Below are 22,164 nucleotides of genomic sequence, written 5' to 3'. Positions count from 1 at the left end.
GAGGCGCGCAGCAGGTCAATGATGAAGACCAGCGTACGACCGGACAGCGGGTGCCCGCCGCCGGCCGGGCCGTAGGCCTTCTCCGGCGGGATGATGAGCTGGCGACGCCCGCCCACCTTCATGCCGGGGATTCCTTCCTGCCAACCGGCGATGAGGCCGGTCAGCGGGAACTCGATGGACTGGCCCCGGTCCCAGGAAGAGTCGAATTCCTGGTTGGTCTCGTAATCCGCGCCCACGTAGTGAACCTCGACCAGCCCACCCGGCTGTGCCTCCTCTCCGTCACCGACGACGATGTCCTCGATGACGACGTCAGTCGGCGCCGGCTCCGTGTGGGCTTCGATCTGTGGCTTATCCATGGGGAGTTCTCCTTGGGAGTATTGGGAAGATTTGGCATGTTCAGTGGGGCTACCGCTGAACCAAATATTCCCTAGTATAAGGCAACTGCCCGCCCAGCCGAAGCCGGGCCGGGCAGCCGTCCTGCGGAATTGTGGGTTTTAGCGCTCTGCGCGCGGGGAAACCTTGCGCAGGGTTTCGCCGGTGTAGACCTGACGCGGGCGGTTGATCTTGGTGTTGATCTCCAGCTGCTCGCGGTACTGAGCGATCCAGCCCGGCAGGCGGCCGATGGCGAACAGGACGGTGAAGAAGTCCGTCGGGAAGCCCATGGCACGGTAGATCAGGCCGGTGTAGAAGTCCACGTTCGGGTACAGCTTGCGCTGGATGAAGTAGTCGTCGTTCAGGGCGATCTCTTCCAGCTTCACGGCCAGGTCCAGCAGGTGGTCGCCGCCCAGGTGCTCCAGGATCTCGTGCGCGGTGTCCTTGACGATGGCCGCGCGCGGGTCGTAGTTCTTGTAGACGCGGTGACCGAAGCCCATCAGGCGGACGCCCTTTTCCTTGTTCTTCACGCGGTTCATGAAGTCGGTAGCGTCGCCGCCGTTGGCGTGGATCTCCTCCAGCATCTCCAGCACGGCCTGGTTGGCGCCGCCGTGCAGCGGGCCGGACAGGGCGTTGATGCCGCCGGCGATGGAGACGAACATGTTCGCCTGTGCGGAAGCGATCATGCGCACGGTGGAGGTGGAGCAGTTCTGCTCGTGGTCGGCGTGCAGGATGAGCAGCTTGTCCAGGGCCTTGGCCACGACCGGGTCGACCTCGTAGGGCTCGGTCGGGTAGCCGAACATCATGCGCAGGAAGTTCTCGCGAGCGTTCAGCGCGTTGTCCGGGTACATGTACGGCTTGCCCTGGGAGGCGCGGTAGGCGTAGGCGGCCAACATCGGGACCTTGGCCAGCAGGCGGACGGTCGCCTTGTCCAGCTGCTCTTCGTCCAGCGGGTTCAGCTGGTCCTGGTAGTAGGAGGACAGAATGTTAACCGAGGAGGCCAGCACGGCCATCGGGTGGGCGTCGCGCGGGAAGATGTTGAACTGGGCCTTGAAGTCCTCGTCCAACAGGGTGTGGTGGCGGATCTCCTGGTTGAAGTGGGTCAGCTGCTCCTCGGTCGGGAGAGCGCCCTTGATAAGGAGGTAAGAGACCTCGTTGAAGGTGGCGTTTTCTGCCAGGTCCGCGATGTCGTAACCGCGGTGGCGCAGAACGCCCTCTTCGCCGTTAATAAAGGTGATCTTGGACTCGGTGGAGCCGGTGGAGGCGTATCCCGGGTCGAAGGTGACCAGGCCGGTCTCGTTGCGAAGTTTGGAGATATCGAAACCGGAGTCGCCTTCGGTGGACTGCTTGATGTCCATCTCGTACACGCCACCCGGGTAGTGCAGTACAACCTTGTTGTCTTCAGAAGCCACGTGCTTGTCCTTTCTGTAATCCTTCATGCGCTTGGGAGCCAGAGAAAAAGATGCGGTCGGCTTTACCCAGCGATACTATGCCCTAAAAGCGTTCGGGCATACCAGGCACCACTTTACCAATTATCTGTGACCCCTACTACACCAACCGGACAAGCGTCCTGTTAAATGCCGCTACCGCCTCGTTTCCCGTTACCGGTACACCCATTCTAGGTTAAATTCTAATAACTGACAGAAAATAGGTTGGTCGCCGTTTAGGCTATGCGCATGACGACGCCCGAGTTAACTTTGCCAACTGAACTTCTCCCCACCGACGGACGCTTCGGCTGCGGACCGTCCAAGGTGCGCCCCGCCCAGATCGACTACCTCGCCCGGCACGGCCAGGACATCATGGGCACCTCGCACCGCCAGCCCGCCGTAAAGAACCTGGTGGGCTCCATCCGCGAGGGCCTCAGCGCGCTCTTCCAACTGCCGGAGGGCTACGAGATCGTCCTGTCCCTGGGCGGGGCCACGGCCTTCTGGAACTCCGCGGCCTTCGGGCTCATCGAGCGCCGCAGCGCCCACCTAACCTACGGGGAGTTCTCCTCGAAGTTCGCCAAGGCCACAGCCAAGGCCCCGTGGCTGGAAGAGCCGGTCATCACCGACGCCCCGGTCGGCTCGGCCCCGTATCCCCTCCACGCGGACACCACGGACTGCGACTGCGTGGCCTGGGCCCATAACGAGACCTCCACCGGCGCGATGGCCCCGGTCGCCCGGCCGAAGGCCGACGGGGATCAGCTAGTACTGGTCGATGCCACCTCCGGCGCCGGCGGCCTGCCCGTCGACATCAGCGCCACGGACGCCTACTACTTCTCCCCGCAAAAATGCTTCGCCGCCGACGGCGGCCTGTGGCTGGCAGCCTTCTCCCCCGCCGCCCTCGAGCGGGTCGACAAGATCTCCGCCACGGATCGCTACGTCCCGGAGTTTCTGGATCTCAAGACCGCGGTTACCAACTCGCGCAAGAACCAGACCTACAACACCCCGGCCATCGGCACGCTGCTGCTCCTGGACGAGCAGGTCCGCTGGATGAACGACAACGGCGGCTTGGACGGCATGACGCAGCGCACCCGCGCCTCCTCCGAGATCCTCTACCAGTGGGCGGACGGCCACGCCCTGGCCCAGCCCTTCGTGCAGGATCCGGCGGCCCGCTCGCTGGTGGTCGGCACCATCGACTTCGACGAGACCGTCGACGCCGCCCGCCTGGCCGCCGTCCTGCGCGCCAACGGCATCCTGGACGTGGAGCCCTACCGCAAGCTCGGCCGCAACCAGCTGCGCGTGGGCATGTTCCCTGCCATCGATCCGGAAGACATCCGCACCCTGACCCAGGCTATTGACTACTGCCTGGAGGCCGGTGCCGCCAACATACCCACTGACTTGGCATAAATTCTGCCTTGGGTCGACTACAGTGGAGCCCATCACAAGTAACCCTGTCCTCCACGGCTGAAGGAGACTCGCATGCGCGAGCTGTTTTTAGTTAACAGCGACTCAACCGAATCATCCCTGGTGCTGCGCGCCGACGATGGGGAGGAATTCTTCCTCGCCGTCGACGACGCGACCCGCGCCACGCTGGCCTCGACCATCCGCCCTACGGATGACGAGACCAGCGCCGGGAATGAAAACGCTGACAGCTCGCAGGACGTCTCTGCCGCTGCGGGCAGCGAAGACCACGAAGGCTCCGCCACCGGCGAGGTGCACGGCCACGCCGACCACGCCGGCGCTAGTGCGGCGGCAAGCACGCCTACGCGCCTGCACGCGGCGTCGCCGTCCGGGACCTCCGGCACCGGGCGCGCACGACCGGCCACGCACGCGGAGTCCAAGAAGGCCCTGCCGCTGCGCCCGGCGGAGATTCAGCACCGCATCCGGGCCGGGGCAACGGCAGCCAGCCTGGCCGAGGAGCTGGGCGTGGACGAATCCCGCCTCGAATCCTTCGCCCACCCGGTGATGCTGGAGCGCTACCGGGTAGCGGACCTGGCCAAGCAGGCCCACCCGGTCCGCGAGGACGGCCCGGCCAAGCTGACCCTCTGGGAGGTACTGGCCACCGCCTTCGCCGCCCGCGGGCACACCCTGGCCGAGGCCGAGTGGGACGCCTACCGCGAGAAGGGCGAGCCCTGGGTGGTCTGCCTGCGCTGGCGCGCCGGCCTGTCCGACAACGAGGCCGAGTGGCTGTTCAAGCAGACCATGACCTCCGAGCCGACCGTCGAGGCCCGCAACTCCGTGGCCGCTGACCTGACCGACCCGGACTTTGCGCAGCCGGTGCGCTCGCTGACCTCGGTGGGACGCGGCAACCGCTACGAGACCGCAGTGCTGGGCGACGACTGGGACGACGAGCACGACGCCGCGGCCGTTTCCGCCGCCAACGGCGAGTCCCTGCACGACGCCTCCGCGCCCACGGACTCCGGCGACGCCGATCGTGACCGCTCCGACTCCGCAGAGCACAGCGGTGCGGAGGAAAACTCCCCGGAGGAATTCCTCCAGAACCCGGATCCGGAAAAGAAGCCGACCAAGCGCCGCCGCAAGGCCGTGACCCCGCACTGGGAGGACGTGCTACTCGGCGTGCGTGCCAACACCAAGCGCCCGAAAAACTAAGCGACTACCAGGACCATGGATATTTCCCGCGCCGTCATTACCTTGTGGTACGTGACCTCCCCTAACCCCGCTGCCGTTCTCGAAGCTGAGCCCAAGGCCGACCGCGGCTATGGCCGCAAGTTCCTGGCCCAGCTCAACCCGGCCTTCCCCATCACTCCCATCGGACAGTTCCCTTTTAACCGCTCCGCCCCCGCTGATAGCGCCGAATACTACATCGGCGGCTACCCGGGCGTGACCGTGGTCCAGACGGTGATTGAGGGCGAGGGCATCATCCTCTCCCAGCTGCCGCATGCCCTGCGCAAGGCGGCGCCGTGGGACAACCTCTACGCCTTCGTTCACCACGACGAGGACACCTACGCCGGCTTCGCGCACTTCCAGGGCGGCGAGCTCAAGCGCTCGCTGTGCTGCACCCGCATGGAGGTGCTGGAGGACTCCGGCCTGCCCGAGCCCTTCGAGGGGCCCTACTGGGCCGGCGAGCACAACGACTCGACCGGCGGCATCGCTCTGCCCTTCCGCCCGCGGGACCTGATGGAAGAAGCCCAGCGCAGCTGGCTGGGCGTCGACATCAGCGCCCAGGGCCCGGACCTGGACGTGGTGGGCTACGCCGTGGACGGGCGCCCAGAGCCGAAGATCGACAAGCCGAAGCGCCCCAGCATCGCGCGGGTGACCTCGGCGTCGACGTCGAAGCTGGGCATCGGCCCGGGCAACACCGACTACGACGACTACGAGGACGCCGCGGCCGAGGAGGAATTCACCGGCGACGAGTTCCGCGCCCTGGCGCAGGCCTCTGCGGCCGCCGCCCGGCGCGTGGGCGCCACCGCGAACAAGTGGTGGTCCAAAGCCTCACGCAAGGTCTCTCAGTCCCTCAAGGACCGCTGGCGCTCGTAGAAGGCCACGGCCGCGGCGGTGGCCACGTTGAGCGAATCCGTGTGCTGCGCCATGGGGATGCTCGCGCGCACGTCGGTCGCGCGCATCGCGTGCTCGGTCAGCCCCGGACCCTCCGCGCCGACGAGCAGCGCCACCTTCTCCGCCCCGGCGACGGCGTCGGCGATATGCGTGTCCCCGCCCGGGGTCAGCGAGACCAGCCGGAAGCCGGCCTCGCGCAGCACGTCCAGCGAACGCTGCCAGGTGGTGTACCCGCCCTCGAAGCGGGCGAAAGGCAGGCGCAATACGTGCCCCATGGACACGCGCACGCTGCGCCGGTATAAGGGATCGGCCGCGCCGCTGCCCAGCAAGACCGCGTCCACGCCCAGGCCCGCCGCGTTGCGGAAGATGGAGCCGATGTTCTCGTGGTCGCCCACCCCCTCGAGCACGACCACCGTGCGCGCCTTATCCACCACGTCCCCGACTGCCGGCAGCGGCGCGCGGTCCGCGGCGGCGACGAGCCCGCGGTGCATGTCGAAGCCGGCGACTTGGGCCAGCGTGTCCCGCTCGACCTCGTAGACCGGGCAGCCGGGCTCGCCGTAGGTCTCGACGTACTGGTCGATCTTCTGCGGAAAGCCCACCAGGCAGCGCACCGGGAACGGGGACTCGACCAGGCGGGAGACCACCAGGTGGCCCTCCGCAATGACTAAACCCTCGCCGGACTTATCGGACTTGTTCAAGTCCCGGATATCGTCCAGGCGAGGGTCGTTCGGGTCGGCGATGAAAGTTCTTTCCATGCCCCCTAATCTAGCGCACGCTATTCCACCAGCCCCATGATGGGATCCATGGCGAAGTAGACCACGAACAGGCCGGAGATGAGCCACATCAGCCAGTGGATTTCCTTGGCCTTGCCGGCGAAGGTGGACATCAGGGCAAAGGAGATAAACCCGATGCCGATGCCGTTGGCGATGGAGTAGGTAAAGGGCATCACGACGATGGTCAAAAAGGCCGGGATGGCCACGTACATCTTGTTCCACTCGATGGCGGTGAGCTGGCCGGCCATCATGACGCCGACCACCACCAGCACCGGGGAGGCGGCCTCGATGGGCACGACCTCGTAAAGCGGGGTCAGGAACATGGCCAGGATGAACAGGACGCCGGTGGCGATGTTGGCCAGACCGGTGCGCGCACCATCGCCGATGCCGGCGGAGGAATCCGCGAAGACGGTGTTCGACGACGCCGAGCCCAGGCCACCGACGACGGCGCCGAAGCCCTCGACGACCAGCGCCTTCTTCAGGTGCGGCAGGTTGCCCTCGGAGTCGGTCAGGTTACCGTGCCGGCCGAGTGCCGTCATGGTGCCCATGGCGTCGAAGAAGTTGGTCAGCACCAGAGCGAAAACCAGCAGGGTCGCGGCGACCACGCTGATGCGGCTAAACGCCCCCAGCAGGTCGACGGCGCCGACGATCGACAGGTCCGGCAGCCCGCCCAGGGAGTCCGGTACCTTCGGCACCGCCATGTTCCAGCCGCCGGTGTTCTCCGCGGCGGAGCCGGCGCCGGTGAGCGCCTCGACGACCATGGCGATGATCGTGGTGGCGATGATGCCGATGAACAGCCCGCCCGGCACGTTGCGGATGACCAGGGCCGCGCAGATGATAAGACCCAGCACGAAGACCAGGCTCGGCCAGGTGGAGATGGAACCGTTGATACCCAGGCTGACCGGCACGGTGGTGTTCGCCGCGTCCGGCACGCGGGTGACGAAACCGCCGTCGACGAAGCCGATCATGGCGATGAACATGCCGATGCCCACGCCCATCGCGGCCTTCATGGAGGCCGGGATGGCCTTGAAGACCGCGGTACGGAAGCCGGAGACCGCCAGGATGACGATGATGATGCCGTCGATGACCACCAGGCCCATGGCCTCCGACCAGGTCAGACCCTCCGTGGCCACGAGGCTGACCGCCACGAAGGTGTTCAGCCCCAGGCCGGCCGCAAAAGCGAAGGGATAGTTAGCGATGGCGCCGAAGGCGATGGTCATCACGCCGGCCACGAGCGCGGTGGCGGCTGCTACCTGGGGCACTCCCAGGGTGTTGCCCTCGACGTCCTGGGAGGTACCCAGGATGAGCGGGTTGAGGAGGATGATATAGGCCATCGCGAAAAACGAGACGGTCCCGCCTCGAATCTCGGTGCCAATGGTAGATCCGCGTTCGGATATTTTGAAATAGCGATCGAGCGTCGCGCGCATGGAGCTGACTTCCCTTTACTAATGTCACCGTGCCCTATTGATTTACCGCTAACAGTTTCATACTTGTCAGCCCCGCGCACAAAATCCTCCACCCCCGCCCGGCCGAAATCCTCCGGGGCGGCAACAGCGACGCATTCTGCAATAACGATTGCGTCAACAGCTACTGCTGCCGGTGACAGCTAAGGATTAATAGAAGTGACAGCTAAGGATTAATAGAAGGGAGCTTCGTCGTCGAAGACGGTGTCCGGGTCCACCGCCGGCTCCGGGGCGATGGTGGTCTGGGAGTGGGCGCCGCAGCCGTAGCGGGCGTGGACGGCGCGCCCGTCCGCGGAGTACTCGTTGGCGCACACGCCGAAGTTGTCCTTCAGCGGCAGGAAGAACGCGCAGGTCGCGCACTGTAGGTGCGCCTGGGCGGCCATGGGCGCTTCCGGCCCGTAAGCAGCCTGCCAGCGCTTAGCCGCCTCCTTCCAGCCGGCCTGGCTTAGCGTGCCGTCATCGCTCAGGCGGCTATCCCCCGGCGCGGGCGGCATAACGTCGCCCGGCTCTAAGTCCCCGGGGCGCACCCGGTCGGTGTACGGCACCCAGTCCGGCGCCTGCAGGGCCTCCCCGCCGGGGACGAGGGCCAGCTCGCTGACGGTGACCTCGTCGCTGCCGGCGGCGCAGGCCAGGACCGCCTGCCATTCCCACCCGTGGTAGCCGGGCACGTCCGCGGCGAAGCGGTGGGTCACCGCGTGCGGACTCAGCGCGCCGACGCCGATGTGGCGGCCGACGTCGCCGTCGCCTAGTTCTTCCAGGGCCCAGCGAGCGGTGTCGACGGCCGCGGGGCCCAGCAGCGGGTTGGTGGAGGTGGATTGGCGCTTTTTAGAGGACACATCGAATCATTATGGTGCATATGCGGCACAATATGGTGTATGGGTTCCCTCTTGTCGCCACTACGTCACCGCCAGCGCCCCCGTAAGCATCAGCAAACGCGCCGGTTAGGCGCGCTTCTGGCCTGCGCCGGCCTGGCCTTGAGCGCCTGCAGCGCCACCCCGGACACCGACCGCGGCGCAGATCACGCGGCCTCCGCCCCGGAAGACGGGGCCGCCACCACTGCCGCCCCCGCGGTCGAGCGCCTTCAGGCGCGGGTGGTGGAGCGCCTCGACTACGACGAGAGCCTGTTCACGCAGGGCCTCGAAGTTGACGAGGACGGCAACCTCCTGGTGGGCACCGGGCGCTACGGCGAATCCGGCATGCACCGGCTGGTCCCGGGCGAGACCTCCCCGCAACAGTCGACCGCGCTGGCAGACGATCAGTTCGGCGAAGGCATTACCCGTAGCGGCGACACGCTCTGGCAGCTGACGTGGAAGTCGGGCACGGCGCTGTCCTTCGACGCGGATACCCTCGAGCCCACCGGCTCCGCGGAGTATTCCGGCGAGGGCTGGGGCCTGTGCGACATGGGCGACCGGCTGGCGCTGTCCGACGGCTCCTCCACGCTGCGCTTTATGGACCGCGACAACTTCGACGAGCTGGACCGGGTCACGGTGACCTTGGACGGCGAAGAGATCGATGAGATCAACGAGCTCGAGTGCGTCGACGGGAAGATCTACGCGAACGTCTGGTTTTCCACCGACATTCTGCGCATCGACCCGGCCACCGGGACGGTCGACGCCGTCATCGACGCCTCGGGGCTGGCCAATAACGCCGCGCCTAACCCCGACAACGTGCTCAACGGGATAGCCCATATCCCGGGCACCGACGAGTTCTACTTAACCGGTAAGCGGTGGCCGGATCTTTACCGCGTGACCTTCGAGTAAGATCTATGCCCATGGCCACCCGCAAAGAGGCAAAACGCAAGCAACTGATCCAGGTCTTGGCGCTGATCATCGCCGTCATCGTCATCGTGGTGGCGGTGGTGTTATTCCAGAATTGGTGGAACAGCCGCCCGGGCCCGGAGCCGGAAGAGGTAGCGGTTACCGCCCACGTCGGCGACAAGGAGCTCGAGGTCCACCCGTATATGTCCTGCGAGCCGGGGACCGAGTGCGAGGAAAAGGACGTCCCCAACCTGGAGGTCGGACCGGACGACAAGCTGGTGTTGGATATCCCGGAGGCCATCCACAACCACGAGTGGCGGGTGCTGAGCATCTACGACGACCCAGCCGCCAACGACGAGACCACCCACGGCGCCTACGACACCGAGACAGTAGAAATCCCCGGTTCCGTGGATCCGATTGAGGAATCCACGTCCGGGGACAAACAGGAACGCCCGAAGCTGATGGTGGTGGAGGTCTCCGCCATCATGATCGGCACGGACTCAGGCGGGGAGGAAACCCCCTACACCACGGTCTGGTCGCTATCGACGATGTCCGATGCCGAGCGCGCCGCGCAGGAGCAGAACAACTAGCTGCCCAGGCGCTGGACTTATCGTCCAGCGCGGATCTAGTTGTCTAGGTCCTTGGCGATGGCGCGCAGGATCTCTGCGACTTGCCGGCCGGTCTTGCGCTCTGGGTAACGCCCGGCGCTTAAGGCCGGCTGTACTTGTGTCTCCAGCACGGTCATTACGTCCGAGATCATGCTGCCGAGCTCTTCCGGCTTGCGGCCGGGGCTGCGGCGGCGCGGACTATCCAGCACCTTCACGCGCAGCGCCTGCGGGCCGCGGCGGCCGGCCGCGAAATCGAATTCAATACGCTGGCCAGGGTGCAGCTCGGTCACGCCCTTGGGCAGCACGTTGCGGCCGATGTAGACGTCCTCATCCCCCGGGTTGGAGGCAAAGCCGAAGCCCTTCTCCGCGTCAAACCACCTGACCTTACCGATGGGCACGTTGGTTCACCACTTTCTTCTTCTCATAATGGAACTCACCATTCTAACCCCTGGCGGCCCCAAAAATGAAGTCAATAATCGGTCCACAATAACACCGCGGTGATCCATCTCACATGGATAAATTTTCCCTGGGAGCTGATCGTCTCACCTGCGGTTTTCGCTTTAAGGTTTTCACACGCGCCACTCGGGGCCCGTCGATGTGTGTCGAAAAGTGTCGAGAACGTGACACTTTCGTTATAAACCGATACTCTGTCGTCTAGGCACTTGGCCGCCGCGTTGGTCGAAGACATCCCCGACTAACCACCTTCCCGCGCTGGCGGCCAAATTTTTACGTGCAAAAGAATTGTAACCGACCGGGGAAATAGAGAGGACCTTCAACAATGGGACGCCACTCGGCAAAGACTACTTCCGTAGCCACCAAGTTCGCCGCTAGCACCGTCGCTGTCGGTGCCGCCGCTGCCATTTTGGCACCGACCGCCTCGGCCGCTCCGGACTCCGACTGGGACCGCCTGGCTCAGTGTGAGGCCGGCGGCAACTGGAACATCAACACCGGCAACGGCTACTACGGCGGCCTGCAGTTCAACGCTGGCACCTGGCAGGCCTACGGCGGCAACGAGTTCGCCCCGACCGCCGATGGTGCTACCCGTGAGCAGCAGATCTTCGTCGCCGAAAAGGTCCTGGCTAACCAGGGCTGGGGCGCATGGCCGGCCTGCTCCGCTAGCCTGGGCCTGAACTCCGCCCCGACCGACCGCGCTCACCCGAACGCCGCCCCGGCTCCGGCCGCTCCGGCTAACGCCCCGGCCGCCGTCAAGGAGGCCGCTAACGCTGGCTCCAGCGAGCTCGCCGTCGACGCCCTCTACAACACCGTGAAGTCCAAGCTGGCCACCTACGGCATCCAGGTCCCGGCCCCGATCCAGCAGTTCTACGAGGCCAACCGCCACGACTTCAACGCTTTCTACACCGCTAACCGCGGCCAGATCGACTCCATCCTGAACCTCTAAGAAAGGTCCACGCCGGCCCCGCCCCGGCCGGAGTCATCTCCAACAGGTAAAAGAAAAGGCGCCACCCACCCCGGGTGGCGCCTTTTGGCATCTCTCCTGCAGCACCTGGAGCCACGTGCCCGGATGAACCCCGCGCCGCCGGCGCAGGGGTGGCTAAGGCATAGAAAAATGCCCGGTCACCAGACCGGGCATTGCTGCGGGTGAACTACTTGTTGATGCGCGTGTAGGGGTGCACGTAGTTCAGCTTGTCTGCCGGCAGCGGCAGGACGGTGTCGTCACCGTACGGGCTGGAGGCACCCGCAAACGGAGCGGTAACTTCGGTAATGGCGTGTTCGCGGCCTTCCATGTTCTGCGGCCAAGCCGGAGAAACAAAGCCCTTCTTCTCTACATTCGACATACTCCTTATTGTGCCAAACCCGCGCGAAAAAAGTAACTCAAATGGCACTAAACTTGTCTTCTACGATGAGTATCACCCCTTCTGGCCCCAGCCGCACCGCGCAGTACCGGGATTTCCTCGCTAATTTGGACTCGGATCAGCTCACTACTTTGTTCGGGCACCGCCCCGACGCCGCGGTCCCTCCCCCGCCGGGGCCGGCGCCACTAGCCACCCGTTTGCTGCTGCGGACCTCCATCGCCCGCGCGCTGGGCAACTGCTCGGCTGACCTGCTAGCTGCGCTGGAACGCGCGGCCAACCTCGGAGCGGAGCTAGAAGAGGTCGGCGCCGGCGAGGTCGCGGCGACTCCCATCACCGACGCGCTGTGCGAGCGCGCCCTGCTGTATCGCACCGGCCCGGACAAGGTGATGCTGCCGGCCGAGGTGATGCCGGCGCTGCCGACTGGCTGGTCGCTGCTCAACCAGGTGGAAGTTACCCCCGCGGACCTGGCGCAGCTGCCGGAAGAGCAGCTCGAGGTAGTTCAGGGGATTGCCCACGCCGGCGGCGCCAGCGCGGCCAGCACGTTCGCCAAAGAGCCCGTGGCCAACCTCGAAGAGCGCGGGTTCGTCCTGCGCCCCGAGCCGGGCACGCTGCGCCTGCCGCGGGCGGTCCTGGGGGCCGTCCACGGGCGCGCGCACCCAGTCATCCCGCTCGAGCCGATCGCCCCGCCCGAGGAACCACACCCGGATCCGGCCGCCGATGCCGCCGGGGCTGCCAGCGGACTCGACGTCGCCCGCGAGCTCGAGCGCCTCATCGAGCACCTGGGCCGCAGCCCTGTCAGCCTGCTCAAGGACAAGTCCGTGGGCAAGGCGAGCGTGAAACAGCTGGCCAAGGCGCTGGGCCTGCCGGAGCCGGGCATCACCCGGCTGATCCACCTGGGCTATAGCGCCGGCCTGCTCGGCCGCGGCGAACCCACCGGCTACGAGGGCAACTTCCTGGCCCCCACCGCGGCCGCGACGGACTGGCAGGATCTGGCCCTGGGCGAGCGCTGGCAGGCGCTCATCGAGGCGTGGATGGCCAGCCCGTGGCAGTCGTGGTCGGCTGAGCGGCCCTTGGACAAGGAGGCCGTCGACGCGCACCTGCCCGACTACCGGCAGCGCGTCCTGGAGGTCTACCGGCACCGCGCCCGTGCACTCAGCGCGGAGGAATTTTACGCCGAGCTGCGCTTTTCCTCGCCGCTTTTCGCGCTTCTTACCGGCGAGGAGACCATCAACGCCCTCGCCGCGGAGGCGCAGTGGCTGGGGCTTATCGCCCGCGGGCGCGCCACCACCGCGCTGACCGGCAACGCGACCGATCTCGCGCCGGAGGAGATTTCCTATTTCCTCCTGCAGGGTGATCTCAGCGTCATCGCCCCGGGCCCGCTGACCAGCCCCGTCCAGGCGAAGCTGTCCCTGATTGCCGATATCGAATCACCCGGCCTGGCCAGCACCTATCGGCTGAGCGAGGAGTCGCTGCGTCGCGGCTTCGATGCCGGCTGGTCGGCCGCTGACTTCCAGGATTTCTTTTCCGAGCACTCCGCGAACGAGGTCCCGCAGCCGGTGAGCTACCTGGTACGAGATAGCGCCCGGCGCCACGGCGCCCTGCGCGCCGGCCCGGCCAACGCGTACCTGCGCAGCGACGACCCGGCGGTGCTTGCTCAGGCCGTCAGCGCCGTGCCGGAGCTGCGCCTGCTCGCCCCCACCGTGGCCGTATCCCAGCTGCCGCTGCGCACGTTGCTGGACAAGCTCCACCGCGCCGGCCTGAGCCCTGCCGCCGAGGACGCCGCCGGCGCCACGGTGCAGGTCGCCCCGCTGCGGGCGACCGTGCCCCCGCCCAAGGCCTTCCACCCTTCGGCGAGCCAGCTATCCCCGGCTGCCCTAAACGCCGCGGTCGACGCCGTCCGCGCCGGCCGCCCCGACGAGCCGACGGCGGCAACCGGCCCCGACCTGGATCTGCTGCAGGCGGCCGTGCGCTCCGGACGGGCGGTGGTCATCGGTTATGCCACCAAGACCGGGGCGCAGAAATCCTTGCGGGCCACGCCGCTGACGGTCTCCGGCGGGCAGGTCGACGCCCGCGCCCAGGTGCGGACCGTGCGCATCCCGCTGTCCCGGATTACCTCGCTCGCCCTGGACTAATCGGGCCGACCCGGCCCTTCCGCGCGGCACGCAGCGAAGCTACTCCGGCGGTAATATTGCAAGTGCCCTTGACGCAATGTTGTGTTTATGCAATATTTTACTACGAACATCGACCCGACCCGGAAGGCCCTCTTGTGCCACGACTGGAAATAGACCAACTCAACAAGTCCTACGGTGACCACCGTGTCCTCCACGATCTTTCGCTCAACGTCGACGCGGGTGAGATTTATGGCTTCGTCGGCTCCAACGGCGCCGGCAAGTCCACCACCATGCGCATCGCGCTGGGCGTGCTGTCCACCGACTCCGGCCAGGTCCGCCTGGACGGCGAGCCGCTGGATGACAGCAACCGCCGCCGGATCGGCTACATGCCGGAAGAGCGCGGCCTCTACGGCAAGGAGTCGCTGATAAGCCAGCTGACCTTCTTCGCCTCCCTCCACGGCATCCCGACCGCGGAAGGAAAGGCCAAGGCCAGCGAGCTGCTCGAGCGCCTCGGCCTGGGCGAGCGCAAGGACGACAAGCTGGACGATCTGTCGCTGGGCAACCAGCAGCGCGTGCAGCTGGCCGCCTCGCTTATCCACTCCCCGGACGTGCTCATCCTGGACGAGCCCTTCTCCGGGCTGGACCCGGTGGCCGTGGAGGTCATGAGTGAGATGCTCGTCGAGCGCGCCCGCTCCGGCGCGGCCGTGCTCTTCTCCTCCCACCAGCTGGACCTGGTCCAGCGCCTGTGCGACCGCGTAGGGATCCTCTCCCACGGCCGGCTCGTCGCTGAAGGCGGCGTCGAAGAGCTGCGAAACTCCGGCCCGGTGCGCTACCGCGTGGCCACGGAGGCCCGCGGCTGGTACCCGCCCGGCTGCGAGGTCGTCGAGGAAGGCCCCGAACACGTGGTGCTCACCGCGGAGGGCGTGGACGACCAGACCATCCTCCGCGCCGCCCTCCAGGCCGGGCCCGTCCACGCCTTCGGCCGCGTGGTCCCTGACCTGACCGAACTGTTCCGCGACGTCGTCTCTTCGACCAACCAGGAGGCCTAAACTCATGCGCTATTCTTCCCCCGCCACCATCTGGACCGTGGCCAAGCGCGAGATGGCCATCACGGCCAAAACCCGCGCCGTCCAAATCACCGTCGCCCTCTTGCTGCTAGTAACCATCGGCGGCATCACCGCCGCCAACTTCTTCTTAGGCTCCGATGACGAGCCAGATACCGTCGCCGTCGTCGAGATGCCCACCGAGGCCTTCGACAACAGCGGGCTGAACGCCCGGGCGGCTGACGATGCCGACCAGGCCGCCGAGCTGGTCCGCAACGACGACGCCGAGGCCGCCCTGGTCCCCGGCGAAAAGGGCTGGGACCTCATCAGTCAGGACGGGAATCCCAGCCAGACCATGACCGCGACCATCAACCAGGTCGTCGAGGCGTATTCCAGCCAGACCGCCTTGCAAGAGCTCGGGGTTAGCCCCGCCGACTACGCCCAAGCCTTGCCGGAGACCACGGTCAACCTCGTCAGCGTGGACGAGGCCGACGGCACGGCCAGCAGCGAGGACGACATCGTCTCCGTGCTGACCGTGCTGGCCGCAGCGATGATCATCATCTTCTCGGTCATCACCTTCGCCAGCCTGGTCGGCGGACGCGTGACCGAGGAGAAGTCCTCCCGCGTGGTGGAGATCATCCTCTCCTCCGTCCGCCCGCTGGACTTCCTGGCCGGCAAGATCCTGGGGGTTACCATCTTCGGCTTCGTGACCACCCTGGTGCTCGTCGGTGCCGGCGCCGCCGCTCTGGCGTTTACCGAGTTCTCGGACCGCTTCTCGCTCGACTGGGGCCTCTTCGGCGTCATGCTGGTCGGCTGCCTGCTGGGCCTGCTCTTCTTCGGCAGCCTCTACGCCGCGGCCGGCTCCCTCATCCAGCGCACCGAGGACCTCCAGTCCACGCAGACGCCGATCCTCATCCTGCTCATCCTCACCGCCTATGTCCCCGCCTTCGGCTGGAACAACCTGGACTCCACGCTCATGCAGGTGGCCGGCTGGCTGCCGCCGTTTTCCATGCTGACTGCCCCGATGCAGTACGCGGTGGGCAACTTCGGCGCCGCCCAGCTGGCGCTGTCCTACCTGCTTTTCGCAGCGACCACCGCCGCGGTCATCTGGTTGGTTGCCCGCATCTACCGCGGCGCTATCCTCAATAACGGAAAGAAAATGACCTGGCGCGCTGCCCTCAAGGGGTAGGCCCCAAGGCTCAAGCCAGCCTCAAGGCTCAAGCCGCGCTGGGTTGTCCCCGACCGTTTTCGAGGAGAACCACCGCCCTATGCCCGGCCCGCTCATCGTCCAATCCGACAAGACCGTCTTGCTGGAGGTCGACCACCCGGAGGCCGATAGCGCCCGCCGGGCGCTTGCCCCCTTCGCAGAACTCGAGCGCGCGCCGGAGCATATCCACACCTACCGCATCACGCCCCTGGCGCTGTGGAATGCCCGCGCCGCCGGCCCCGACGCCGAACAGGTCGTGGACGTGCTGGAGAGCTACTCCCGCTTCCCCGTCCCGCAGGCGCTGCTCGTCGATGTCGCGGAGACGATGTCGCGCTACGGCCGCGTCAGCATTGACAAGCACCCGGCCCACGGCCTCATCCTCACCTCGGCGGAACCGGCCATCCTCGCGGAGTTAGAGCGCCACAAGAAGGTCGCCCCGCTGCTGGGCGCCCGAATTGACGAAAACACTTTCGCGGTGCCGCCGTCCCACCGCGGGCGCCTGAAGCAGGCGCTGCTGCAGGTCGGCTGGCCGGCCAGCGATACCGCCGGCTACGTCGACGGCGAGTCCCACCCGATTGCCCTGACCGAAGACGGCTGGCAGCTGCGCGACTACCAGCGCCAGGCCACGGATTCTTTCTGGGAGGGCGGCTCCGGCGTGGTGGTGCTGCCCTGCGGCGCGGGCAAGACCCTGGTCGGCGCCGCCGCCATGGCCCGCGCCCAAGCCACCACCCTGATCCTGGTGACCAACACGGTGGCCGGACGCCAGTGGCGCGATGAGCTGCTGCGCCGCACGAGCCTGACGGCCTCGGAGATCGGCGAGTACTCCGGTGAGAAGAAAGAGATCAAGCCGGTGACCATCGCGACCTACCAGGTGGTCACGCGCAAGACCCGCGGGGAATACGCCGCGCTGGACCTGTTCGACTCCCGCGACTGGGGCCTTATCATCTACGACGAGGTCCACCTTTTGCCCGCCCCCGTCTTCCGCATGACCTCCGACCTGCAGTCGAGGCGCCGTCTAGGCCTTACCGCCACCCTCATCCGCGAGGACGGCCTAGAGGGTGACGTCTTCTCGCTGATCGGGCCCAAGCGCTACGACGCCCCGTGGAAGGACCTGGAAAACGCCGGATATATCGCCACCGCCGAGTGCACCGAGGTCCGCGTGGAAATGACGCCGGAGGAGCGCATGACGTATGCGACCGCGCCGACGCGGGACCGCTACCGGTTAGCAGCCAGCGCGGAGGCGAAATACCGCGTGGTCGACCAGCTCGTTTCCTCTCACCCGGGTGTTCCGACGCTCATTATCGGCGGCTTTATCGACCAGCTCAAGACCATCGGCGAGCGCCTCGGCGCGCCCGTTATTGACGGCCGCACCTCGACCGCCAAGCGCGAGGAGGCCTTCCGCTCCTTCCGCGCCGGTGAGACCACCACCCTGGTGGTCTCGAAGGTGGCAAACTTCAGCATCGATCTCCCGGAGGCCGCCCTGGCCATCCAGGTCTCCGGCACCTTTGGCTCGCGCCAGGAAGAAGCCCAGCGCTTGGGCCGCCTGCTACGCCCCAAGGCCGACGACAACGAGGCCGAGTTCTACACCGTGGTCACTCGCGACAGCGTGGACGCCGAGTTCGCCCTCCACCGGCAGCGATTCCTCGCGGAGCAGGGATATGCTTACCGCTTGGTCGACGCAGTAGACTTGGGTAGCGATGAAGATCTTTAAATTTGAGGTCGATGAGGCCTTCGCGAAAAAGCACAACGAACTGCTCCGGGACTCCAAGCGGCTGCTGATGTCCGGACTCATCATGGGCGTGCTCCTGGTGATAATCGGCGCGGCGCTGTGGTACTTCGTCGAATCCGCATGGGGCTTTACCGTCGGGCTGGGCATCATCCTGTTCGGCATCATGTGCGCCGTGGTCGGCGTGCTTTCCTCCCGCAAAGTGGGCACCGCCCAGCAGCTCTACGACTCCTACCCGCTCGCCCCCGGTGTCATCGCTGAGGTCACCGACCGAGAGATGTACCTGTTGGCCCTGGTCAACACCAACGTCGATCCGGAAGCCGAGCCCCGCTGGGGCGCCGCGCTGCGCCGGGTAAATTCCATCCCGGGCGTGGACCGCAAGGTCGGCACCAAGGTCCCCGTCGCCGCGATTGGCGGGCACCACACCAACTCGGATAAGAACCACTGGCAGCAGATCTCCCCGATGCCCATCGCCTGGGGCACCCCGGACCAGGAGGTCGTCGACATCGCCCGCAAGTCCATCCCCCAGGACCAGTGGCAGCGCCTCGAGCGCGCCCGCAAGCGCCTGAGCGACGTCAAGGCCACCAAGTTCGACCTGTTGGTCCTCTAGCCGCCAGAGCTCTCTTAACCCGAGCTCAACAATCGCCCGCACCACCCGTTGGTGCGGGCGGTTTTGCGTATCTAAGCATTGTTACAAAGCCGTAACCGGCTTTAAGTAGCGACAGTTGTCTGGTCAATATATGTTTGATGTGCCCCATATCACTAATGAAATTAAAAAGAGGCACACCATGACACGAACAGGACAACAACCACAGCGAGTCACCGCCGTTGTAGCGGTCCTCGCTCTACTGGCAGCCTTTGTCAGCATCTGGACGCCCGCAGCCTCCGCACAGGATGACAAGGCTTCTTCGGTGCTCATCATGGACGCCTCCAGCTCCATGCTCCAACCCGACGGCGACGGCACCCGAATGGACTCCGCCAAGAAAGCCGCCCACGAACTCCTCGACGGGCTTCCGATACCGCCACCATGGGTCTAGTCGCCTACGGCGCGAACGAGACCGACGCACCCGAAAACCACGAGGCCGGCTGCCAGGACATTGAGACCCTCTCCCCCGTCGGCAAACTCGACCGAGACAAATTCAGCAAAGGCATCGGCGACCTGACTCCCACCGGCTACACCCCGATGGGCAACGCCCTGCGCCACGCCGCAGACGAGCTACCCGACGACGGCGAACGCTCCATCATCTTGGTCTCTGACGGCATCGATACCTGCGCACCTCCCGAAGTATGCACCGTAGCCAAAGAGCTGGCCGACGACGGAGTAGGCCTTGCCATCCACACCGTCGGATTCAAGGTCGACGACGAAGCCCGCGAAGAACTCGAGTGCATCTCCGAAGCCACCGGCGGCGAGTACCGCCAAGCCGACGACGCTGACAAGCTCGCCGAGGACTTGAAATTCCTGTCTCAGCGCGCCGTGACTACCCACAAAGCCGCCGGCACAGAATTCGAATTCGCTGACACCATCGAAGACGCCAAATAGCTGGGCGAAGGCCTCTACCACACCCGCACGACCCCGAACGACGACAAGGACCAAAGCCTGCGCTATATCCGCGTCGCCGTCCCCGAGGGCTACAACGCCTACGTCTCCGTCACCGGTTTCCCCGACCGCGACGCCACCGGTGATGCAGGAGCCCTCGACAACAACACTCCAATCGCTAGCCTTTTCTATCGTCTCGAGGAAGCTGAGAATACTTCCGAAGGTAAAGACTGTTCTGTTCATGAAATCGGGTTAGCAGACGGCTCAACGGACCTGAGTACATTCAAAGCTCCCGAGCCTGTCGTCGCCAAGATCGAGCCAGCCGACGGCGGTGACTGCGACGACGCCCAGTGGTACCTCGGATACGATATTCACACAACCACAGAACAGTCGGGTGACGCGTCTTTCGAGGTCCAGGTCTCCTTCGAACCCGTTCCAGATGAAAAGACCCTGGAGAGTCTTCCCGAAGGGGATACCGGGCGCATAGGTGACAAACACGAAGCTCTCACCCTAGAGGACGCCACGCCAATCACCGGCGGCACCGGCTTTGCCGACGCCGTCGAGGTCGAACCCGGCACCTACTCCGACACGATCGTTCCCGGCGAATACCGCTTCTATAAGCTGCCGGTGGATTGGGAGCAGCGCCCCGTGGTCACCATTCGCACTGGTAAGTCCACGCGCGACGATCTCGACAGTATTAACGGTGTCATCTATGCCCCCAACCGGACTCCAGCAGCCGACTTCGACGTCAACACTACCCGAGACGAAAGCACCGAGACCGGTACGGGGATCATTGACCGACCGGTCCGCTACAAAAACCGTAAGGCGAACCGCGGCGGCGCGGCCGTTTCCCTCGCCGGCGACTACTACGTGGGAATCTCCATGAACTACGGGATTGGCGCGGGTACCACAGGCGTCGACCAGCCGTATGAGATCGCGTTCGACGTGGATGGCGAGCCTGTCGAGGGCCCCGAATGGCGCATGGTCAACGCCGACGGCCCGCCGCCGTCCGACACCCCGCCGAGTGCCGAAGAGGAAGAGACCGAGACTGCTGAGGCCGAGGAGCCCGAAAACACTGACACCGACCAGCAGGCTCAGGAATCCGAATCCGACGAAGGCGGCATCAACCTGATGTGGATCGCCGTCGGCGGCGGCATCCTCCTGCTCATCATCCTGGCAGCCCTTCTGCTCCGCCGTAGGTAAATCCCCTACCGCTTTATCGCCCGTGCTACTAAATGGCGCGGGCGATTTCGCTTGCTAGGCCCGTATAGTTCTCCGGCCGTTGGATCTGCGTCAGGTCCACAAACTTCAGCTGGTCGGCGACCTCGGGGCGGCCAGCGATAAAGTTTTCCAGGCTAATCCCCGTGTCCCGGTACTGGGTAGCAAAGTCCTGGACTAGGTCGTGGGCCGCTCCGTGGCCAATGACCTTGGCGAACTCCATCATGATGGCTTCGGTCATGGTTAACACGCCCTCGGCTTCGACGTTGGCGCGTAGGGCATCCGCATCGAAGGAGAGGTTGCCGAGTAGCTTCTCGAGCTTTCGGCCGGCACCTTCCACGGCGGCGAAGATACGCGGCAAACAATCGCCTTCGACCTCGATGGCGCGGTGGTCGCGCTCATCCGCGCTAGGAGTTTGGGTCAGCATGGTAGACGCCGCGCCCGCCGCCATACGCGCGGCGGCGGAGATTTTCATGGTCGTAAACGGGTTCCGCTTCTGCGGCATAGTGCTTGAGCCAGAGAAGTGCGGGTCCAGTTCCTCCTCGGCCTCGCCGGCGTCGGAGCGCTGCATCTCAAAGAGGTCTTCCGCGATTTTGGCCAAGGTCTGGCCGTAGATGCTGACGATACACGCGAGCTCCGTGATCGTGTCTCGCTGAGCGTGCCAGGCGATTTCCTCGAACTCAAGGCCTAAGCGGCGGGCGACCAGTCGTGCGACAGTCGAGCCGTACTCTCCCATTGCGGCATAGGTGCCCACCGCGCCGGAAAATTGCACGAGCAACACGTGATCGCGAGTGTTCTGCAGCCGCCCGTAGCAACGGCGCAGCGCCTTGACCCACGTAGCCACCCGGTAGCCCAAGGTGGTTGGCAGAGCATACTGTCCATTGGTACGCGCGACCATCACCGTATCCGCGTGCTCGTGCGCCAGGTCCACGAGTACGTCGATCAGGCGACGCAGGGTATGCATGATCAGATCCAGGCTCGCCTTGATCTGCAGCGCGCGCCCGGTATCCAGAATGTCTTGGGTCGTCGCCCCGAAGTGAACCCAGCCGCGGGCGTCCTCGGGTAGCTCCGCGCGGAGCGCATCTAGGCCTAGGGTGAAGGGGTTGCCCATCGCACCCCGGCTGATAGCCTCCTCTACCTCAGAGCTGACCGGGGCGTTGTCCACGATGGCAGTCGCCGCGGATTCCGGGATCATCCCCACCTGGCCCTGCGCCGCTGCCAACGCCGCCTCTACGGCGTACCACCCGGCGATGGTCTCTCGGACGGACCACACCTTCTCCATTTCAGGGGTGACGTAACCGCGGCTACTAATCGCATTGTCAAAAGAGCTAAAGGGCATGGTGTAAATCCGAACTTTCTCAAGAAGTAGACAATAGTTCGTCATTGTAGACCCGCCGATGACGGCGACGACAATCACCTAGGCGCGCTAGCCCAAAACCGGGTTAGCGCACAAGCAAAGAACGTCGATACAACAGAGACTCGTTTCCTTTTGCGATGCAATTTGGGCGCATACAGACGTCCGGGCATGCGAAAGCACCCGGTAGAAACCTTGTTTCTGGCTTCTACCGGGTGCTCCAGTGCTATTGAATTATGTT

The 22,164-nt window shown here is 65.4% G+C and carries 22 protein-coding genes; 14 read left to right on the top strand and 8 right to left on the bottom strand.

Annotation, left to right across the window (positions count from 1 at the left end; translation table 11 throughout):
* Both VVS03_RS11060 and VVS03_RS11055 read right to left on the bottom strand, forming a co-directional pair.
* On the bottom strand, nt 1-356 hold a 356-nt coding region (locus tag VVS03_RS11060; RefSeq protein ID WP_070769354.1), incomplete at its 3' end, for an FKBP-type peptidyl-prolyl cis-trans isomerase.
* Between the two features lie 138 nt (nt 357-494).
* Nucleotides 495-1,811, bottom strand: a complete 1,317-nt coding sequence (locus VVS03_RS11055) for a citrate synthase (RefSeq protein WP_409338176.1) — start codon at nt 1,809-1,811, stop codon at nt 495-497.
* Nucleotides 1,812-2,048: 237 nt separating this feature from the next.
* Between VVS03_RS11055 and serC the strand changes: the two genes are divergently transcribed.
* From serC to VVS03_RS11040, 3 genes are all read left to right on the top strand, one after another.
* Entirely contained in the window at nt 2,049-3,203 is a 1,155-nt protein-coding gene (gene serC / locus VVS03_RS11050; RefSeq protein ID WP_368520954.1) for a phosphoserine transaminase, read from the top strand.
* 72 nt (nt 3,204-3,275) lie between these two features.
* Nucleotides 3,276-4,406, top strand: coding sequence for a septation protein SepH (sepH, locus tag VVS03_RS11045; protein WP_368520953.1), 1,131 nt, complete (start codon nt 3,276-3,278; stop codon nt 4,404-4,406).
* 15 nt (nt 4,407-4,421) lie between these two features.
* Entirely contained in the window at nt 4,422-5,294 is an 873-nt protein-coding gene (locus VVS03_RS11040) for a DUF6928 family protein (protein WP_368520952.1), read from the top strand.
* Here VVS03_RS11040 and VVS03_RS11035 read toward each other — a convergent pair.
* The 3 genes from VVS03_RS11035 to VVS03_RS11025 all read right to left on the bottom strand — a co-directional run bounded on the left by VVS03_RS11035 (nt 5,264) and on the right by VVS03_RS11025 (nt 8,384).
* Nucleotides 5,264-6,067, bottom strand: a complete 804-nt coding sequence (locus VVS03_RS11035) for a TrmH family RNA methyltransferase (RefSeq protein WP_368520951.1) — start codon at nt 6,065-6,067, stop codon at nt 5,264-5,266. The two genes, VVS03_RS11040 and VVS03_RS11035, sit on opposite strands and share 31 nt — an antisense overlap.
* A gap of 20 nt (nt 6,068-6,087) precedes the next feature.
* The gene (locus VVS03_RS11030; RefSeq protein ID WP_368520950.1) at nt 6,088-7,512 is read right to left on the bottom strand and encodes an NCS2 family permease; all 1,425 of its coding nucleotides are present in this window, start codon (nt 7,510-7,512) and stop codon (nt 6,088-6,090) included.
* Between the two features lie 209 nt (nt 7,513-7,721).
* Complete coding sequence (locus tag VVS03_RS11025; protein WP_368520949.1) at nt 7,722-8,384, bottom strand: DUF3027 domain-containing protein; 663 nt, start codon at nt 8,382-8,384, stop codon at nt 7,722-7,724.
* A 39-nt stretch (nt 8,385-8,423) separates the two neighbouring features.
* Here VVS03_RS11025 and VVS03_RS11020 point away from each other — a divergent pair, with 39 nt between their 5' ends.
* Nucleotides 8,424-9,308, top strand: coding sequence for a glutaminyl-peptide cyclotransferase (locus VVS03_RS11020; RefSeq protein ID WP_368520948.1), 885 nt, complete (start codon nt 8,424-8,426; stop codon nt 9,306-9,308).
* Nucleotides 9,309-9,319: 11 nt separating this feature from the next.
* On the top strand, nt 9,320-9,895 hold the full coding sequence (locus VVS03_RS11015) for a DUF2771 domain-containing protein (protein ID WP_368520947.1): 576 nt from the start codon (nt 9,320-9,322) through the stop codon (nt 9,893-9,895).
* A 35-nt stretch (nt 9,896-9,930) separates the two neighbouring features.
* Here the strand turns inward: VVS03_RS11015 and VVS03_RS11010 are convergent, their stop codons facing one another.
* The gene (locus VVS03_RS11010; protein ID WP_368520946.1) at nt 9,931-10,311 is read right to left on the bottom strand and encodes a cold-shock protein; all 381 of its coding nucleotides are present in this window, start codon (nt 10,309-10,311) and stop codon (nt 9,931-9,933) included.
* A 380-nt stretch (nt 10,312-10,691) separates the two neighbouring features.
* On the opposite strand from VVS03_RS11010, the gene VVS03_RS11005 reads away from it, so the two are divergent.
* Nucleotides 10,692-11,312 carry a resuscitation-promoting factor Rpf1 domain-containing protein gene (locus VVS03_RS11005; RefSeq protein WP_368520945.1) on the top strand — a complete coding sequence of 207 codons (621 nt, stop codon included), beginning with the start codon at nt 10,692-10,694 and terminating at the stop codon, nt 11,310-11,312.
* Between the two features lie 205 nt (nt 11,313-11,517).
* Here VVS03_RS11005 and VVS03_RS11000 read toward each other — a convergent pair whose 3' ends face one another.
* Nucleotides 11,518-11,709: a hypothetical protein gene (locus tag VVS03_RS11000; protein ID WP_070769344.1), complete on the bottom strand. Its 192-nt coding sequence runs from the start codon at nt 11,707-11,709 to the stop codon at nt 11,518-11,520.
* A gap of 65 nt (nt 11,710-11,774) precedes the next feature.
* Here VVS03_RS11000 and VVS03_RS10995 point away from each other — a divergent pair, with 65 nt between their 5' ends.
* From VVS03_RS10995 to VVS03_RS10960, 8 genes are all read left to right on the top strand, one after another.
* Nucleotides 11,775-13,859 (top strand): helicase-associated domain-containing protein, encoded by a 2,085-nt coding sequence (locus VVS03_RS10995; protein ID WP_368520944.1) that lies wholly within the window; start codon nt 11,775-11,777, stop codon nt 13,857-13,859.
* A 134-nt stretch (nt 13,860-13,993) separates the two neighbouring features.
* On the top strand, nt 13,994-14,887 hold the full coding sequence (locus VVS03_RS10990; protein WP_368520943.1) for an ABC transporter ATP-binding protein: 894 nt from the start codon (nt 13,994-13,996) through the stop codon (nt 14,885-14,887).
* Between the two features lie 4 nt (nt 14,888-14,891).
* On the top strand, nt 14,892-16,070 hold the full coding sequence (locus tag VVS03_RS10985; protein ID WP_368534521.1) for an ABC transporter permease: 1,179 nt from the start codon (nt 14,892-14,894) through the stop codon (nt 16,068-16,070).
* Nucleotides 16,071-16,149: 79 nt separating this feature from the next.
* Nucleotides 16,150-17,799, top strand: coding sequence for a DNA repair helicase XPB (locus VVS03_RS10980; RefSeq protein WP_368534522.1), 1,650 nt, complete (start codon nt 16,150-16,152; stop codon nt 17,797-17,799).
* On the top strand, nt 17,786-18,424 hold the full coding sequence (locus VVS03_RS10975) for a DUF3239 domain-containing protein (protein WP_368519437.1): 639 nt from the start codon (nt 17,786-17,788) through the stop codon (nt 18,422-18,424). The genes VVS03_RS10980 and VVS03_RS10975 overlap by 14 nt, the downstream gene beginning before the upstream one ends.
* Nucleotides 18,425-18,539: 115 nt before the next feature.
* Entirely contained in the window at nt 18,540-18,851 is a 312-nt protein-coding gene (locus VVS03_RS10970) for a VWA domain-containing protein (RefSeq protein ID WP_368534690.1), read from the top strand.
* On the top strand, nt 18,842-19,354 hold the full coding sequence (locus tag VVS03_RS10965; RefSeq protein ID WP_368534523.1) for a hypothetical protein: 513 nt from the start codon (nt 18,842-18,844) through the stop codon (nt 19,352-19,354). The genes VVS03_RS10970 and VVS03_RS10965 overlap by 10 nt, the downstream gene beginning before the upstream one ends.
* A gap of 624 nt (nt 19,355-19,978) precedes the next feature.
* Nucleotides 19,979-20,554, top strand: coding sequence for a hypothetical protein (locus VVS03_RS10960; RefSeq protein WP_368534524.1), 576 nt, complete (start codon nt 19,979-19,981; stop codon nt 20,552-20,554).
* A 28-nt stretch (nt 20,555-20,582) separates the two neighbouring features.
* Here the strand turns inward: VVS03_RS10960 and VVS03_RS10955 are convergent, their stop codons facing one another.
* Entirely contained in the window at nt 20,583-21,908 is a 1,326-nt protein-coding gene (locus VVS03_RS10955; protein ID WP_368534525.1) for a lyase family protein, read from the bottom strand.
* Nucleotides 21,909-22,164 lie beyond the last annotated feature (256 nt).

Origin of the sequence: Corynebacterium sp. LK2537 (assembly GCF_040946485.1) — a bacterium.
GTDB lineage: Bacteria > Actinomycetota > Actinomycetes > Mycobacteriales > Mycobacteriaceae > Corynebacterium.
This window is presented reverse-complemented; position numbering and strand designations above follow the sequence as displayed.